11 protein-coding genes are annotated in these 16,950 nt (G+C 72.5%); 7 read left to right on the forward strand and 4 right to left on the reverse strand.

The window, feature by feature from the left end; genetic code table 11:
* Positions 1-54: 54 nt before the first annotated feature.
* From D7231_RS11480 to D7231_RS11495, 3 genes are all read right to left on the reverse strand, one after another.
* Positions 55-978 carry a hypothetical protein gene (locus D7231_RS11480; RefSeq protein ID WP_120755057.1) on the reverse strand — a complete coding sequence of 308 codons (924 nt, stop codon included), beginning with the start codon at positions 976-978 and terminating at the stop codon, positions 55-57.
* 182 nt (positions 979-1,160) lie between these two features.
* On the reverse strand, positions 1,161-2,288 hold the full coding sequence (locus D7231_RS11485; RefSeq protein WP_120755582.1) for a metallophosphoesterase: 1,128 nt from the start codon (positions 2,286-2,288) through the stop codon (positions 1,161-1,163).
* Positions 2,289-2,686: 398 nt separating this feature from the next.
* Positions 2,687-3,796: a LacI family DNA-binding transcriptional regulator gene (locus D7231_RS11495; RefSeq protein WP_120755061.1), complete on the reverse strand. Its 1,110-nt coding sequence runs from the start codon at positions 3,794-3,796 to the stop codon at positions 2,687-2,689.
* Between the two features lie 357 nt (positions 3,797-4,153).
* Here D7231_RS11495 and hisC point away from each other — a divergent pair, with 357 nt between their 5' ends.
* The 6 genes from hisC to D7231_RS11525 all read left to right on the forward strand — a co-directional run bounded on the left by hisC (position 4,154) and on the right by D7231_RS11525 (position 14,980).
* Positions 4,154-5,233: a histidinol-phosphate transaminase gene (gene hisC / locus D7231_RS11500; RefSeq protein ID WP_120755063.1), complete on the forward strand. Its 1,080-nt coding sequence runs from the start codon at positions 4,154-4,156 to the stop codon at positions 5,231-5,233.
* Between the two features lie 266 nt (positions 5,234-5,499).
* Entirely contained in the window at positions 5,500-7,077 is a 1,578-nt protein-coding gene (locus D7231_RS11505) for a cytochrome ubiquinol oxidase subunit I (protein ID WP_120755065.1), read from the forward strand.
* Between the two features lie 109 nt (positions 7,078-7,186).
* The gene (cydB, locus tag D7231_RS11510; RefSeq protein ID WP_120755067.1) at positions 7,187-8,194 is read left to right on the forward strand and encodes a cytochrome d ubiquinol oxidase subunit II; all 1,008 of its coding nucleotides are present in this window, start codon (positions 7,187-7,189) and stop codon (positions 8,192-8,194) included.
* Positions 8,195-8,237: 43 nt separating this feature from the next.
* Entirely contained in the window at positions 8,238-11,966 is a 3,729-nt protein-coding gene (gene cydD / locus D7231_RS11515; protein ID WP_120755069.1) for a thiol reductant ABC exporter subunit CydD, read from the forward strand.
* A 94-nt stretch (positions 11,967-12,060) separates the two neighbouring features.
* Entirely contained in the window at positions 12,061-13,749 is a 1,689-nt protein-coding gene (locus tag D7231_RS11520; protein WP_120755071.1) for a GAF domain-containing sensor histidine kinase, read from the forward strand.
* Between the two features lie 100 nt (positions 13,750-13,849).
* Complete coding sequence (locus tag D7231_RS11525; RefSeq protein WP_147449704.1) at positions 13,850-14,980, forward strand: M23 family metallopeptidase; 1,131 nt, start codon at positions 13,850-13,852, stop codon at positions 14,978-14,980.
* A gap of 33 nt (positions 14,981-15,013) precedes the next feature.
* Here the strand turns inward: D7231_RS11525 and D7231_RS11530 are convergent, their stop codons facing one another.
* Positions 15,014-15,904, reverse strand: coding sequence for a Cof-type HAD-IIB family hydrolase (locus D7231_RS11530; protein WP_120755075.1), 891 nt, complete (start codon positions 15,902-15,904; stop codon positions 15,014-15,016).
* A 117-nt stretch (positions 15,905-16,021) separates the two neighbouring features.
* Between D7231_RS11530 and D7231_RS11535 the strand changes: the two genes are divergently transcribed.
* Entirely contained in the window at positions 16,022-16,924 is a 903-nt protein-coding gene (locus D7231_RS11535; protein WP_120755077.1) for an LLM class flavin-dependent oxidoreductase, read from the forward strand.
* Positions 16,925-16,950: the final 26 nt, after the last annotated feature.

A 16,950-nucleotide genomic window follows, 5' to 3' on the forward strand; every position in this document is an offset into this window, starting at 1 on the left:
CGGTCGTTATCCGACCGCGGGGTCCCCGGAGCTCCCGGACCACCGCCCGGACCCTCACTCCGGGCGGTGGTCCGGGCCGCCGTAGTCGGGGCTGGTGAAATCAGGGCTCGTGAAGCCGGCACGGCTGCCCGGGGACGAATCGCCGTCGGGGCTGGTGAAGCCGGGCCGGGAGTACCCCAGCTGCGGCGTACGGCCATTGCCCTCCCGGCGCCCGGGGACGAAGGAGGCGGACGGATCCTTTCCGCCGCCCGGCCCCGGGCGCGAGCCCGGGATCACGGGAGCATTGGCCAGGGCATCGCGCACAAAGGGCAGCAGGCCGCGGTGGATCAGGGCCTGCCGCCAGGCCTCTCTGGCGCGATCGGCGTCCTCCTGGACGTGCACCCCTCGCGCATCACTCCCCTCGGAGGAGCCGTTGCGCACCGCCGTGAGGACGATGCCGACCATGGCGATGAACACGCCGGCGGCCGTGAGCCCGGCGAACCACCAGCCCACGCTGATCATCGGATCCGCGATGGTGGTCTCCGACCCGATGGACCGCAGGACGTAGCCGATCGCCAGGAAGATCAGCGCGGCGATCCCGGCGAGAACCGGCGCCAGCACGGCGAGCACCGCTCCGGCACCCGCGCCCGAGGATTCCTCCGGCTCGTCGTCCGGTGCGGCGGGGGCGGCCGCACCGGAGGGAGCGCTTTCCTCGTCCGGCGCGCCCCCGGCGCCTACGGTCTGAGGGCGTGCCGTGGCGGAGAGCGCGCGCAGTTCATCGCGCGCCCTTACGTAGTTCTGGTATTCGACCGCCGCGCACGCCGTGATGGCGGACATGGAGCCGAGCGCCATCTCGCGCAGCTGTTCTGTATTGAGCCGCTGTCCTATCGCTGCGGCAAGTTCCGGGTCATGGTTCGCGGTACGCAGCGCCTGGTCGAGAACCCGCTCGAATTCCGGGTGGTCCTCGGCCAGCAGATGCGGAGCGCTGTTCATGTGCATCCCCCGATGCTCCGTAGGGCCGTGTAGCCGGCTTACACCGGGCAGTGGGCGGAAACGGAGGAGAGCCTGCTACGGATAAGCCGATGGTAGAGCCGTACCGGCGCGGGGTGACAGCGTGTTTCGCGAATTACCCCCGCGGCGGTGGAACTCCCTACCTGCCCGTCCGTCTACCCGCTGAACCCTCAGTCAGCCAGCGGAAGTTGCACGACCAGCAGTTTTCCGGCCATCGTGACCCCGCCGTCCATGGCGAGCGCGAGCCCGTCCGCGTACAGGTGCGGGCCGTCCACCAGCGGCGCTCCGTCGTCCTCGGCGTCCGCTTCCTCCGTGCCGACCTCACCCAGGAGGTACGGGATGGGGCTGTGACCGTGCACGATCCGGCCACCGCCGTAGGTGCCCAGCAGCTCCCGCACGGCCAGGGGGCCGGCGTCCTCGTCGCGGAAGGCGAAGCGCTTGGTGAACTTCCGGAAGAGGTCCCAGACCTCGTCCGGGTCGTTGCGTTGCAGGGCCTCGGTGATCGCGTCGTTGACGTCCTCGATGGAGTCGCCGAAGTCCAGGTAGGCGGTGGTGTCGGAGTGCACCAGCAGGTGCCCGTCCTCCTCCGCCATGGCGTCGAGCCGGGACATCCACTGCAAGTGGTGGTCCTCCAGGCGCTCCATGTCGGAGCGCTGGCCGCCGTTGAGCAGCCAGGCCGCCTGGAAGGAGGCCGTGCCGGCGCCGGAGTTGACCGGCGTGTCGGCGAACCGCTTCGCGCCGATGATCAGCAGCTCGTGGTTGCCCATGAGGGCCTTGCAGTAGCCGCCGGCGGCCGCGGCCTCGGCCGACAGCCGCATGACGAGGTCGATCACGCCGACGCCGTCCGGGCCGCGGTCGGTGAAGTCACCGAGGAACCACAGGCGGGCGTTGCCGGCCGCCCAGTGCCCGGTCTTGTCGATCAGCCCCTCGGCCTGGAGGGCCTCGTAGAGCTCGTCCAGATAGCCGTGGACGTCGCCCACGACGTAGAGCGGGCCCAGGGCGGGGTGCTGCGGGGCCGGCGCGTGCGGCTCGGTGAGCGGGGTCAGCTCGACCGTCGGGACGTCCTGGGGGACCGCCTGGCGGGCGCCACGGCCGATCACCGGCAGGTCGCGCGCGGTGGGGGTGTAGCCGTCGGGAGCGTCCATGGGCGGCTGCACGGGGGGCGCGGACTGGGCGTACGGCGCCACGGGGCCAGGGGCCGCGGGAGGCGCGGCGTAGCCGGGGAAGGGCGGGATGCCCGCCGTGTGCCGTGCCGCGGGTCCTTGACCGGCCCCCTGAGTCATCGACCCCTCCACCATCGCGCCGCCGTGCACCTTGTGGACCTTGCCTGGTCGACGGCGGTCCGTGGTGTCGTGCGCCCATCATAGGAATGACCGTCGCGGCTTGTGACGCACCAGGGGCCGCGAATCGGGGCAGGAGAGTGCGCACGGCAGGTTTTTCTCCCCAATTGAGCTATTCGCCCGGGGGCTGTGCGCCCCCCGAGCGCCCTCCCGGCTGCCGGGTGAAGGCGGTGGAGGCGGCGAACGGCGCGTTGACCGCCCGGGAGCGGGCACGCTCGTCCGCCGGCGGCCCCGCCGTGTCGCGCCCCGCCGCCGCGGCACCGGAATCTCCGGTCCCGGGCGTGCCGGGACCGGACGGCGGGGCCGCGGCGGCGGGCTCGGACGGTGAGGTCGCCGACGGGGTCGGACGGTGAGGCTCAGACGGCCGGGCCGCGCGGCGGGCTGACCGTGGTGCGCGGCGGGCGGCGCTGCGAGGAGGTCCGGACGATCAGTTCGGTCGGTATCACCTGCTCGACCGGCCGGCCGCTGTCCAGCCCCTCGATGGCGTCGATGAGCAGCTGGACGACCGCGGTGCCGATGCGCCGCGGCTTGAGGGAGAGCGTGGTGATGGGCGGCTCGGTCGTGGCGTAGACCGTGGACTCGCTGCAGCACACGAGCAGCAGGTCGTCCGGGACGCGCAGCCCGTAGCGCCGGGCGGCGGCCAGCAGGTCGGTGCCGTTGGGGTCGAAGAGGCCGTAGACGGCGTCGGGACGGTCGGGGCGGGCGAGCAGCCGGTCGGCGGCCACGGCGCCGGCGCAGGGGTCGTGGGCGGGGTACTTCTCGTAGACCGGGTCCTGGCCGACCCGCTCGCACCAGTGCAGGTAGGCGTGGGTGGACAGGCGGGTGTACGTGTCGGTGCTGGTCCCGGTCAGCAGGCCGATCCGGCGGGCGCCGGCGGCGGCGAGGTGGTCGAGGATGCCGAGGACGGCGGCCTCGTGGTCGTTGTCCACCCAGGCGGTGACGGGCAGCGTGCCGGCGGGGCGGCCGTCGGAGACGACGGGGATGCCCTGGCGGACGAGGTCGGAGACCACGGGGTCGTGGTCGGAGGGGTCGATGACGACGGTGCCGTCGAGCGCCACGTTGGACCACACGTCGTGGCGGGAGGTGGCGGGGAGGATGACCAGGGCGTAGCCGCGGGCCAGTGCGGCGGAGGTGGCGGCCCGCGCCATTTCGGCGAAGTAGGCGAACTCGGTGAAGGTGAAAGGTTCATCCCCGTACGTGGTCACGGTCAGGCCGATGAGCCCCGACTTGCCCGTACGGAGGGTGCGGGCCGCGGCGGACGGGCGATAGCCCAGCCGGTCGGCGACCTCGCGGACATGGCGGCGGGTCGCGTCCGGTAGCCGGCCCTTGCCGTTGAGCGCGTCGGAGACGGTCGTGATCGAAACCCCGGCGGCGGCGGCCACGTCGCGGATGCCCGCGCGTCCATGCCGGCTGCCCCTGCGGGATGGTTCCGCCCGGCTCACCTGATGCTTCCCTGCTGCTGTCATGGCGAGCCGATAGTAGGGCTCGGGTGGTCCGTTGGCAGGGCGGCACATTTGACTGTTGACAGAGACGTTTCTGCAAGTGGAATTTCCTTCAATGACCATGGAAACGCAGTCAGTTGTGGGTGCTGACGGTAGGCCGTTGGCCTGTGGCATATCCGCACCTGGTGAATGGTCCAGGTCTCGAAGAGGTCTCAACTCACCTTCACGGGGGATGCGCGCCACGGCGCCCGCCACCAGCGCGCGGCATTTATGCAAGCGCCCCCACCGGGTGGCCGGGCTCACTCCCGGCTCTGGACGCGGGCCCGGTGAATCCTCTTAAGGTGTGCAGTATTCATGTCCGCTATTCGTGGAGGACCTGCGGTGACCGAGAACACCCCGAAGCTGCGCGCCGCGCTGGACGACGTGCCCACCTACAAGCCGGGCAAGCCCGCCGCCGCCGACGGCCCGGTCGCGTACAAGCTGTCCTCCAACGAGAACCCGTATCCGCCGCTGCCGGGCGTGCTGGAGCGGGCCGTCACCGCGGCGGGCGTGCTCAACCGCTACCCCGACATGGCGTGCGCCGGGCTGATGGCCGAGCTGGCCGAGCGCTTCTCCGTGCCCCTGGCGCACCTGGCCACCGGCACCGGCTCGGTGGGCGTGGCCCAGCAGCTGGTGCAGGCCACGGCCGGCCCCGGCGACGAGGTGATCTACGCCTGGCGGTCCTTCGAGGCGTACCCGATCATCACCCAGGTCTCCGGCGCCACCCCGGTGCAGATCCCGCTGACCGGCGACGAGGTCCACGACCTGGAGGCGATGCTGGCGGCGATCACCGACCGGACCCGGCTGATCTTCGTCTGCAACCCCAACAACCCCACGGGCACCGTGGTGCACCGGGCGGAGCTGGAGTCCTTCCTGGACCGCGTGCCCTCCGACATCCTGGTGGTGCTCGACGAGGCGTACATCGAGTTCGTCCGCGACGCCGAGTTCCCCAACGGGCTCGAGCTCTACCGCGACCGGCCCAACGTCTGCGTGCTGCGCACGTTCTCCAAGGCGTACGGCCTGGCGGGGCTCCGGGTGGGCTTCGCCGTGGCGCACGAGCCGGTGGCCGCGGCGCTGCGCAAGACGGCCGTGCCGTTCGGTGTGAGCCACATCGCGCAGGAGGCGGCGATCGCGTCGCTGCGCAGCGAGGACGCCCTGCGCGAGCGGGTCGACGCGCTGGTGGAGGAGCGGGCGCGGATCGTGGCGGAGCTGGCGGGCCAGGGCTGGACGCCGGCGGCGACCCAGGCGAACTTCGTGTGGCTGCGGCTGGGCGACCGGACGCTCGACTTCGCGGGGGCGTGCGAGCGGGCCGGGGTGATCGTGCGGCCGTTCGCGGGCGAGGGCGTGCGGGTGACGATCGGCGAGACCGAGGCGAACGACATCTTCCTGCGGGTGGCGGAGGAGTTCCGCAAGGAGCTCTGACCGGCCGGCCGGCCGACTGAAACGCCGCGCACCCCGCCCGGGGTGCGCGGCGTTCGTGCGTCAGGGCACGGGCCCGAGGGGCCGGGGCCGCACTAGGGCCGAAGGGGGTACCCCCCTGAGTTGTCCGAAAAGCTGGTGCGCCATAATGCTTGTGAATGTGAACGCGTTCACAAGCGCGCCCTATTGTCCTGCTTCACCTGGGGCATACAGGTGCATAACGCCGGGGACCCGTGTTGCCGGCGATGCGACAGGCAAGGAGAGACCGAGTGAATCTGGCTTTGGCTCCTGAGACGCTGGCCCGCTGGCAGTTCGGCATCACGACCGTCTACCACTTCCTCTTCGTCCCGCTCACGATCAGCCTTGCCGCGATCACTGCCGGACTGGAGACCGCCTGGGTCCGCACGGGCAAGGACAAGTACTTCCACGCGACGAAGTTCTGGGGAAAGCTCTTCCTGATCAACATCGCGATGGGCGTGGTCACCGGCATCGTGCAGGAGTTCCAGTTCGGCATGAACTGGTCGGACTACTCACGCTTCGTCGGTGACGTCTTCGGCGCCCCGCTCGCGATGGAGGCCCTGCTCGCCTTCTTCTTCGAGTCGACCTTCATCGGCCTGTGGATCTTCGGCTGGGACAAGCTGCCGAAGAAGATCCACTGCGCGTGCATCTGGATCGTCGCCGTCGGCACGCTGCTGTCCTCGTACTTCATCCTGGCCGCGAACTCCTGGATGCAGCACCCCATCGGCTACGCCGTCGACAAGGCGACCGGCAAGGCGCAGCTCACCGACATCTGGGCCGTGCTCACCCAGAACACCACGCTCGTCGTCGCCTTCCACACCCTGACCGCCGCCTTCCTCACCGGCGGCGCCTTCATCGTCGGCATTGCCTCCTTCCACCTGTGGCGCGCCAAGCGCAAGCAACTGCGCGGCGAGGAGCTCGGCGAGAAGCAGCGCAGCCAGGTCGGCGCGATGCGGACCTCGCTGCGCACCGGCCTCGTCGTCGCGGTGATCGCCGGTCTGGGCACCGCGGTCAGCGGCGACGAACTCGGCAAGGTGATGTTCGAGCAGCAGCCGATGAAGATGGCCGCGGCCGAGGCGCTGTGGGAGACCAAGGCGCCGGCGCCGTTCTCGGTCTTCGCGGTCGGCGACGTCTCCAAGGGCCACAACAGCGTCGAGATAGAGATCCCGGGCCTGCTCTCCTTCCTCGCCCACAACAACTTCACCGAGGCCGTCCCCGGCATCAACGACATCGCCGCCCGCGAGGCCGCCCGGTTCGGCGGCAAGCCGGAGGACTACATCCCCAGCATCTTCATGACCTTCTGGGGCTTCCGGCTCATGATCGGCTTCGGGATGACCTCCTTCGTCGCCGCGCTGATCGGCCTGTGGACGACCCGCAAGAAGTTCTGGCTCGCGCCCGAGTACCGCACGGGCGAGAACGAGGTCCCGCGGCTGATGCTGACGAAGTCCCGCGAGATGAGCCCGTTCTTCACCACCTGGTCGTGGCGGATCGGCATCCTGACCATGGGCTTCCCGCTGATCGCCAACTCCTTCGGCTGGATCTTCACCGAGATGGGCCGCCAGCCCTGGGGCGTCTACGGCCTGATGAAGACCGCCGACGCGGTGTCGCCCGGCGTCAGCCAGGGCGAGGTGCTCACCTCCATGGGCGTCTTCACCCTGCTGTACGGGGTGCTGGCCGTGGTCGAGGTCAAGCTGCTCGTGAAGTACGGCAAGGCCGGCCCGGACACCGACGAGAAGCCGCCCGCGAAGGACCCCCGGCTGCGGCTGCCCTCCGGCGGCGCGGCCGAGCGCCCCGAGGACGCCGACAAGCCGATGACCTTCGCCTACTGAAGCGCCGACCGGCCTACTGAGCGCCGCCCCGGATTACTGACGCGCCGACCGACGATTTCGTCCGACGCCCTCGTCGGACGACGCGGCGGAACGGAACGGAGAACCGACCATGCACCTCCACGACTTCTGGTTCCTGCTGATCGCCGTCCTGTGGACCGGCTACTTCTTCCTCGAAGGGTTCGACTTCGGCATAGGCGTCCTGACCAAGCTGCTGGCCCGGGACCGCACCGAGCGCCGGGTGCTGATCAACACGATCGGCCCCGTCTGGGACGGCAACGAGGTCTGGCTCATCACGGCGGCCGGCGCGACCTTCGCGGCGTTCCCCGACTGGTACGCGACCCTGTTCAGCGGCTTCTACCTGCCCTTCCTGGCCATCCTGGTCTGCCTGATCGTGCGCGGCGTCGCCTTCGAGTACCGCCACAAGCGCAGCGGTGAGCGCTGGCAGCGCAACTGGGAACACGCGATCTTCTGGTGCTCGCTGCTGCCCGCCTTCCTGTGGGGCGTCGTCTTCGCGGACATCGTGCGCGGCGTGCCGATCGGCCCGGACAAGAACTTCACCGGCACCCTCGCCGACCTCTTCGGCCCGTACGCGCTCCTGGGCGGCCTCCTGACGCTCGTGCTGTTCACCTTCCACGGCGCGGTCTTCGCGGCGCTGAAGACGGTGGGCGACATCCGCGACCGGGCGCGCTCCCGCGCCACTGTGCTGGGGATGACCTCGGGCGTGCTCGCCGTGGCCTTCCTCGGCTGGACGCAGGTCGCCTCCGGCAACGGACGCAGCCTGCCCGCCCTGATCGTCTCCGTGGCGGCGCTGGCCGCCGCGCTGGTCATGAACCACTACGGGCGCGAGGGCTGGGCCTTCGCGTGCTCCGGCGTGGCGGTCGCCGCGGCCTTCGCGCTGGTCTTCCTCGCGCTCTTCCCGGACGTCATGCCCTCCTCGTCGAACCCGGCCTGGAGCCTGACCGCCGCCGGCGCCGCCTCCAGCCCGTACACGCTCAAGATCATGACCTGGGTGGCGGTGCCCATGACGCCCCTGATCATCGGCTACCAGGCCTGGACGTACTGGGTCTTCCGCAAGCGCATCGGCACGCAGCACATCCCGGCACCCGCCGCCCACTAGGGCGCACGGACCACCAGCGACGACGGACGGAGGACAGGTCGCCATGAAGCCCGTCGACCCCCGACTGCTCAGGTACGCCACGGCGACGCGCTTCTTCCTGGCCGCCTCCGTCGCGCTGGGGCTGGCGGGCGCCGGCCTCGTCATCGCCCAGGCGATGCTCGTCGCGGAGATCGTCACCGGCGCTTTCCAGCACGGACGGAGCGCGGGCGACCTGGGCACGGCGCTGGCGTTGCTGGCCGCCGTGGCCGCCGGACGCGCCGCCGTGTCCTGGCTCACCGAGCTCGCCGCGCACCGCGCGAGCGCGGCGGTCAAGTCCGAGCTGCGCGACCGCCTGCTGACCCGCGCGACCCGGCTCGGCCCCGGCTGGCTGGACGCGCGCCGGACCGGTGAGCTCACCACGCTCGCCACCCGCGGCGTCGACGCGCTCGACGACTACTTCGCCCGCTACCTGCCCCAGCTGGGCCTCGCGGTCGTCGTCCCCGTCGCCGTCCTCGCCCGTATCGTCTCCGCGGACTGGGTCTCCGCGCTGATCATCGTCCTCACGCTGCCGCTCATCCCCCTCTTCATGATCCTCATCGGCTGGGCCACCCAGTCGCGGATGGACCGCCAATGGCGGCTGCTGTCACGGCTGTCCGGGCACTTCCTCGACGTCGTCTCCGGACTGCCCACCCTCAAGGTCTTCGGCCGGGCCAAGGCGCAGGCCGAGTCGATCCGCGCGATCACCGCCGACTACCGGCGGGCCACCCTGCGGACCCTGCGCATCGCCTTCCTCTCCTCCTTCGCCCTCGAACTCCTCGCGACGGTGTCGGTGGCGCTCGTCGCCGTCGGCATCGGCATGCGGCTCGTGCACGGTGAACTCGACTTGTACACCGGGCTGATGGTGCTGGTGCTCGCGCCCGAGGCCTACCTGCCGCTGCGGCAGGTGGGCGCGCAGTACCACGCGGCGGCCGAAGGCCTGGCGGCCGCCGACGAGGTCTTCGCCGTCCTGGAGACCGAGCCGGCCCCGGCGGGCACGGCCCCGGCCCCCGACGCCCGGCGGGCGGACCTGACCGTCGACCGGCTGGTGGTGCGCCACGCGGGGCGGGCCGAACCCTCCCTGCCCGAGACGTCGTTCGAGGTTCGGGCCGGGGAGACGGTCGCGCTCGTGGGCCCCAGCGGCTCCGGGAAGACCACCCTGCTGAACGTGCTGCTCGGCTTCGCCCGCCCGGACGCCGGCCGGGTGCTCGTGGGCGGTACGGATCTGGCATCGCTCTCCCCCGAAAGCTGGCGGGACCAAGTGGCCTGGGTCCCGCAACGACCCCGTCTCTTCGCCGGGACGGTCGCCGAGAACGTACGGCTGGCACGGCCCGGCGCCACGGACGCACAGGTGCGGGAAGCACTGCGTGCGGCCGGTGCGCTCGACTTCGTGTCCATGCTGCACCACGGCACTGACACTCGCCTCGGCGAGAACGGAGCCGGGCTCTCCGCCGGGCAGCGCCAACGCCTCGCGCTGGCACGGGCGTTCCTCGCCGACCGGCCGGTCCTGCTGCTGGACGAGCCGACGGCGAACCTGGACGGGGAGACCGAGGCCTCGATCGTCGAGGCGATCGGGCGGCTGGCCGCCGGACGCACCGTGATCATGGTCGTGCACCGGCCGGCGCTGCTCGCCGTGGCCGACCGGACGGTACGGCTGGGCGGCCCGGCCGCCGGGTCGGGCGGGGCGGGTCTCGGACCGGACGTGGCGGGCCGAGGGCCCGAAGAGGCGGGCCGCGGGCCGCTGCCCGGCCAGCGGTCGGGTGATCTGGAAGTCCAGGCCCCGGCGCCGCTTGACCTGGAAGTCCAGGTCCCGGAGCCGCTGGATCCGGACCTGCGGAGCCCGGCGCCCGAGGGCCTGCCGCCCGGCGGATCCGCTGCCGATCCGGCAGGAGCCCCGCGCGACGCACGCACTCCGTACGCCTCGGACGCCACGCGCACCGCACACGCCCCGCGGACTCCCCGCGTCCTCAGGCGCGTGCGCGCCGCGGCGCGCCCCCTGCGGGCGCGGTTCGCCCTCGCCCTGCTGCTGGGCGCCCTCGCCCTCGGCAGCGCCGTGGGGCTGATGGCCGTGTCCGGCTGGCTCATCTCGCGCGCCTCGCAGCAGCCGCCCGTGCTCTACCTGATGGTCGCCGTCACCGCGACCCGCGCGTTCGGCATCGGGCGCGCCGTCTTCCGCTACGCCGAGCGCCTGGTCTCCCACGACGCCGTCCTGCGGGCCCTGGCCGGGCTGCGCGTCGGGGTGTACCGGCGGCTGGAGCGCCTGGCGCCCGCCGGGCTGCGCGACACCCACCGCGGCGACCTGCTGTCCCGCCTCGTGGCGGACGTGGACGCCCTCCAGGACTACTTCCTGCGCTGGCTGCTGCCGCTCGGCTCAGCCGTCCTCGTGGGCGGCGCGGCAGTCGGCTTCACCGCCTGGCTGCTCCCGGAGGCCGGGCTCGTGCTCGCCCTCGGGCTGCTGGTCGCGGGCGTTGCCGTGCCGCTGCTGTCCGGGGCGGTCGCCCGGCGCGCGGAGCGGCAGTCCGCGCCCGCACGGGGCGAGCTGTCCGTCCGGGTGGTCGATGTCCTCGCCGGTACGGACGAGTTGACCGTCGCCGGTGCCCTGCCGGAGCGGCTGGCCGGACTGCGGGCGGCCGACGGCCGGCTCACCCGTCTCGCCCGGCGCGCCGCGGCGGCCACGGCGCTCGGTTCGGGCCTCTCCGCCCTCGCGTGCGGCCTGACGGTGGCTGCTGCTGCCTGGACGGGAGTGACGGCCGTACACACAGGCCGCCTGGGCGGCCTGTGGCTGGCCGTGGTGGTGCTGACCCCGCTGGCCGCGTTCGAGGCGGTGGCCGGCCTGCCGCTCGCCGTGCAGTACCGGCAGCGCGTGCGACGCTCCGCGGAGCGTGTGTACGAGGTGCTGGACGCGCCTGCGCCCGTACGGGAAGGGACGGCCGACGCGCCCGGAACGCCCTTCCCGCTGCGGCTGACCGGCCTGACGGTGCGCTACCCGGGGCAGCCGGCCCCCGCTCTGGCGGACTTCTCCCTGGAGCTCGGAGCGGGCCGCAGGGTGGCTGTGGTGGGCCGGTCCGGAGCCGGCAAGACGACGCTCGCGCAGGTGCTGCTGCGCTTCCTGGACGCGGAATCCGGCGCGTACACTCTGGCGGGCGGGGACACGGCTCCCATGGCGGGTGACGCGGTGCGCCGGCTGGTGGGGCTGTGCGCGCAGGACGCGCACATCTTCGACAGCTCTCTGCGCGAAAACCTGCGCCTTGCCCGGCCGGACGCGAGTGAGGCCGATCTGTGCGAAGCCCTGCGGTCGGCGCGTCTCCTGGACTGGGTCGGCGGCCTCCCGCAGGGGCTGGACACGCTGGTCGGGGAGCACGGGGCACGTCTGTCCGGCGGGCAGAGGCAGCGGCTCGCGCTCGCCCGCGCGCTGCTCGCGGACTTCCCCGTGCTGGTGCTCGACGAGCCGGCCGAGCACCTCGACCTGCCGACCGCGGACGCGCTGACCGCCGATCTGCTGGCGGCCACGGAAGGCCGCACGACCGTACTCATCACGCACCGGCTGACGGGCCTGGAGGCGGTCGACGAGGTGATCGTGCTGGACGGGGGGCGGACGGTCCAGCGGGGCCCGTACGAGGCGCTGGCGGGCGTGGACGGGCCGTTCCGCCGGATGCTGGAGCGCGAGGCCATGGCGGAGGCCGGGGCCGATGCCGGTGCGGATGCCGGTGCAGACACCCGCCCGGAATCGCTTTCCCTGACAAATGGGGCTTACTAGGCTCTTGGGTATGGCAGCCACGGCAGACGACCCCCGCCCGCGGGACGCCGCCGGCCCCCGACGGGCCGGCGCTCCTCAGAGCGGGCCGGGCCCGATGGACCCCCTGGCCATCGCCACGGAGGCCACCCGCAGCCTCCAGGGCATGTCCACGGAGCTCACCGCGCGCATCCCGCAGCTGCTGGAGGCCATGCGCTCGGTCGGCACGGGTCTGGGGCTGCACACCACCCTCGACCGCATCACACGGACCGCGGCCGAGCTCGCCGACGCCCGCTACGCCGCCATCGGCGTCATCGACTCCAGCGGCGAGGGCCTGGCCGACTTCATCACGTACGGCGTGACCAAGGAGCAGCACGAGCGCATCGGCGCGCTTCCCGACGGTCACCACGGGCTGCTCGGGGCGCTCATCCACCAGCCCGCGCCCGTGATGCTCACCGACCTCTCCTCGGACCCGCGCTCGGCCGGCTTCCCGCCGGGTCACCCGCCGATGCGCACCTTCCTGGGCGTCCCGATCCGCGTCGGAGCCGAGATCTTCGGCAACCTCTACCTCACCGAGAAGCGGGACGGCCGCGAGTTCAGCCTCGCCGACCTGAACATGGTGAAGATCCTGGCGACGGAGGCCGGCATCGCGATCGGCAACGCGCGCGTGCACGACGAGGAGCGCCAGCGCAGGCGCTGGATCGACGGTTCGGTCGCCGTCACGACGGCCCTGCTGTCGCGCGGTGACGCCGAGGACGCCCTGTCGGTCGTCGCCGAGCAGGCGCGCCGCCTCGCGGACTCGGCCGCGGGCATCGTGCTGCTGCCGGACGGCGACGGCGGCCTGGAGATAGTGGCCGTCTCCGCCGACGACCCGTCCGGCCTGCTGGGGACGGTGATACCGCCCCACAGCCCGGTCGTCTCGCACCTGCTCGCCGGCGAACCGGTCTTCATCGACGACTCCGCCACCGACCCCCGCATGATCACGGAGGTGGCGCCCCGCTTCGGCCCGAGCATGCTGCTGCCGCTCAAGAGCGGCGACCGGGTGCTGGGGACGCTCGCGACGCCGCGGGCGCGCGGCGCCCGCAGGTTCACGCCCGCCGAGCGCACGCTGGCCGCCCAGTTCGCCGCCCAGGCCGCCCTCGCGCTCGTCATGGCCGAGGCGCAGCGCGACCGCGAGCGGCTGGCCGTCTACGAGGACCGCGACCGGATCGCCCGCGACCTGCACGACCTGGTCATCCAGCGGCTGTTCGCCACCGGGCTGATGCTGGAGAGCGCCCAGCGCAACGCCGTCGTCCCCGATGTGAAGGTGAAGGTCGGGCAGGCCGTCGACGAGCTGGACGTGACCATCCAGGAGATCCGTACGGCCATCTTCGCCCTCCAGCAAGGGCCCACCGAGGCGCCCGCGGGGCTCCGTACGCGCGTCCTGCGCGAGCTGGGAACGGCGGCGGTGCCGCTGGGCTTCCAGCCCTCCGCGAGCTTCGTCGGCCCTGTCGACGCGAAGGTCGGGGAGCTCACCGGCAAGAACCTCATCGCGGCGCTGCGCGAGGCCCTCTCCAACGCGTTCCGGCACGCCCGCGCGTCCCGGATGGAGGTGGTCGTCGACGCCACGGTCTCCCTTCCGGACGGCAGGCCGGCGGTTCGGCTGACCGTTGCGGACGACGGAGTCGGCATCCCGGAGGGCGGGCGGCGCAGCGGGCTGAGGAACCTCGCCAAGCGCGCCGAGTCGCTGGGCGGCTCCAGCTCGTACGGACCGGGGCTCGGGGAGGACGGGGGCGGCACCCGGGTGGTGTGGGAAGCGCCCCTGTAGCGCCCGTGCAGGGGCCCCGGTCGCCCGTCCGGCCGCAGCAGGTCCACCGAACGGACCTCAGCGAGCGCGCACGCCCGGGACACGCGACAAGATCGCGTCCATGCGACGTCTGCGCCTACCGATACGCGGGCCACGCCTGCTGCCGAAGGCCGGCGCCGTGGTCTTCTCCGTCCTGTGCGTGCTGTGCAGCGTGTGCGCCCTCGGATTTCCGTCACTCCGCTCCGCACCGCCGGAAGCCGTGCGCACGCCGGACCGCGCGAGCCGGATCACCTCCGAGGTGCTCCGGCTGACCGATGAGGTCGAGGAGACGCGCCACCAGTACGAGCAGGCGCAGCATGCTGCCACGGCGCACAAGGCGCGGGCCCAGGAGATAGGGCGCCGGTTGCAGGGCCGCAGGGCCGTCTCGGACACGCTGCGCGAGGACCTGGGGTCGGCCGCCCGGGCGCAGTACCGCACGGGAGGCTTCACCACCGTCCCTGACGACTATTCGGAGGCCGACGACCCCTTCGACCTGATGGCTCTGCAACTGCCCGACGCGCGCCGTCGCGCCCGGCTGGCGCGGATGCTCGACGAGGACGACCGCAAGAGCCGGAGCCTGTTCGCGGAGGAGCAGGCGCTGGCCGCCGAACAGGCCGGTGCCGACAGGGACAGGGAGGAGTTGCAGGCGCGCGTACGGGTCTCCGAGGCCCGTCTCACGGCGGCCCGGGAGGACCTCGACGCCATGGCGCAGGGGGCGCTCGACAGCGGCCGCTGCTCTCCGCTCCGGCTCGACCGCGCGGCCGCCGGCGGAGGGACGGCCAAGGACCAGGCCGTGGCGCAGGCGAACGGGCGCTGGACGCGCCCGGTGACCTCGTACCAGCTGACCGCGGGCTTCGGCGGCGTGGGCGCCAACTGGGCGAGCACGCACAGCGGTCAGGACTTCGCCGTGCCGTCCGGAACCCCTGTCCGGGCGATCGGCGCGGGGACGGTGGTCGCGACCGGCTGCGGAGGGGCGTTCGGCATCAGCCTGGTCGTGCAGCACGACGACGGCTGGTACTCGCAGTACGCGCACCTGGCGGCGATGTTCGTGACTCCCGGGCAGCAGGTGCGCGCCGGCCAGTGGATCGGGCTGTCGGGGACGACCGGCAACTCCACGGGGCCGCATCTGCACTTCGAGATCCGCACCTCGCCCGAGTTCGGGTCGGCGGTCGATCCGGTGCCGTGGCTGAACGCGCGCGGGGTGCGGCTGTAGGCCGTCGCCGGAGGCCGGCCCGGAGTGCCCGTGCTAGGCGAGCTCTCCTGCGGAGCGGGCCTCCAGGATCTGCTCGATGACGGCGGCGACGCCGTCCTCGGTGTTGGCCGCGGTGCGGTGCGCGGTGAGCGCCAGCACGTCGGGGTGTGCGTTCGCCATGGCGAACGCGGTGCCTGCCCAGTCGAGCATTTCCAGGTCGTTGGGCATGTCCCCGAACGCCACGACCTCCTCCGGGGAGATGCCGCGCTCCGCGCAGCACCGCGCCAGGGTGCTGGCCTTGCTGACGCCCGGGCCGCTGATCTCCAGCAGGGCGGTCGGGCTGGACCGGGTGAACGAGCCGTGCTCCCCCGCCGCGGTGCGGGCGATCTTGAGGAACTCGTCCGGGGCGAGGTCGGGGTGGTGGGCCAGCAGCTTGATGATCGGCTCGGTGTAGCCGCTGTCCTCGGCCAGGAGCTTCTCCGCGGGCGCGATGACGGCGTCCGGGTCGAGGAAGAACGGCGGGTACGCGGGCTCGTAGTGGAAGCCCGCGGTGCGCTCCACTGCGAACGAGGAGCCCGGAGCGGCGTCGCGTACGGCGTGCACCACAGCGAGGGCGTCCGTGCGCTCCAGGGGGCGGATGTCGACGAAGCGGGCGCCGTCGCGCAGGTCGACGACCGCGGCGCCGTTGGCGCATATCGCCAGGCCGTGACCGTGGACGTGGTCGCTGACCACGCCCATCCAGCGCGCCGGGCGGCCGGTGACGAAGAAGACCTCGATGCCCGCCGCCTCGGCGGCGGCGAGGGCCGCCACCGTGCGCTCGGAGACCGTCTTGTCGTCCCGCAGCAGGGTGCCGTCCAGGTCGGTGGCGATCAGGCGGGGCACAGCGGCGGGCCGCCACGCGGCGGAGGTCTCGGGCTGCTCGATAGCTGAAGTCACGGATTCCATTGTGGGCCACGGGCATATGCGGTGCACAGGTGTGCACGACGCCACACATGTGTTCAAGCCGGGTGTGTGTCCGTTGTCACGGAGGGCCCGCAGGTCCCACGGCCTAGGCTCGGTGTCATGCGACTGAGCACCGTGATCCTTCCCGACCGCCGCTGGTCCGAGGGCGGCCGGGCCGCCTGGCAGCGTGCGGAGGAACTGGGCTTCCACACCGCCTACACCTACGACCACCTGTCCTGGCGGACCTTCCGGGACGGGCCGTGGTTCGGCGCGATCCCCACGCTGACGGCGGCCGCGGCGGCCACCTCCCGGATGCGCCTGGGCACGCTCGTGACCTCTCCCAACTTCCGGCATCCCGTCACTCTGGCCAAGGAGCTCATCTCCCTGGACGACATCTCGGGCGGCCGCATCACGCTCGGCATAGGGGCCGGCGGCTCCGGTTTCGACGCGACCGCGCTGCTGAAGGACGGCCAGGAGCCGTGGACGCCGCGGGAGCGCGCCGACCGGTTCGGCGAGTTCGTGCCGCTGCTGGACCGCCTGCTCACCGAGGACGTCGTCACGCACGAGGGCGAGCACTACTCCGCTTTCGAGGTGCGCAACATCCCCGGCTGCGTGCAGCGCCCCCGGCTGCCCTTCGCCGTGGCGGCCACGGGCCCGCGCGGCATGAAGATCGCCGCCCGGTACGGGCAGGCGTGGGTGACCACGGGCGACCCGAAGCTGTTCGAGACCGGCACCCCGGAGCAGTCCCGGGCAGCCGTGGCGGGCCAGATCCAGCGGCTGGGCGCGGCCTGTGAGGAGCTGGGCAGGGACGTCTCGGAGCTGGGGAAGACGATGCTGACGGGCTTCAGCCCGGACCGCCCGCTGGACTCCGTGGACGCCTTCGTCGACTTCGCCGGTTCGCACGCGGAGCTCGGCATCGACGAGATCGTGGTGCACTGGCCCATCGCCGACTCGGTCTTCGCCGCGGACGTCCCGGTCTTCGAGAAGATCGCCACGGACGGGCTCGCCCAGCTCTCCGCCTGAGCGGTGCGGTGATCGCGCGGGGATCC

It is taken from the genome of Streptomyces klenkii, from assembly GCF_003626645.1.
GTDB lineage: Bacteria > Actinomycetota > Actinomycetes > Streptomycetales > Streptomycetaceae > Streptomyces > Streptomyces klenkii.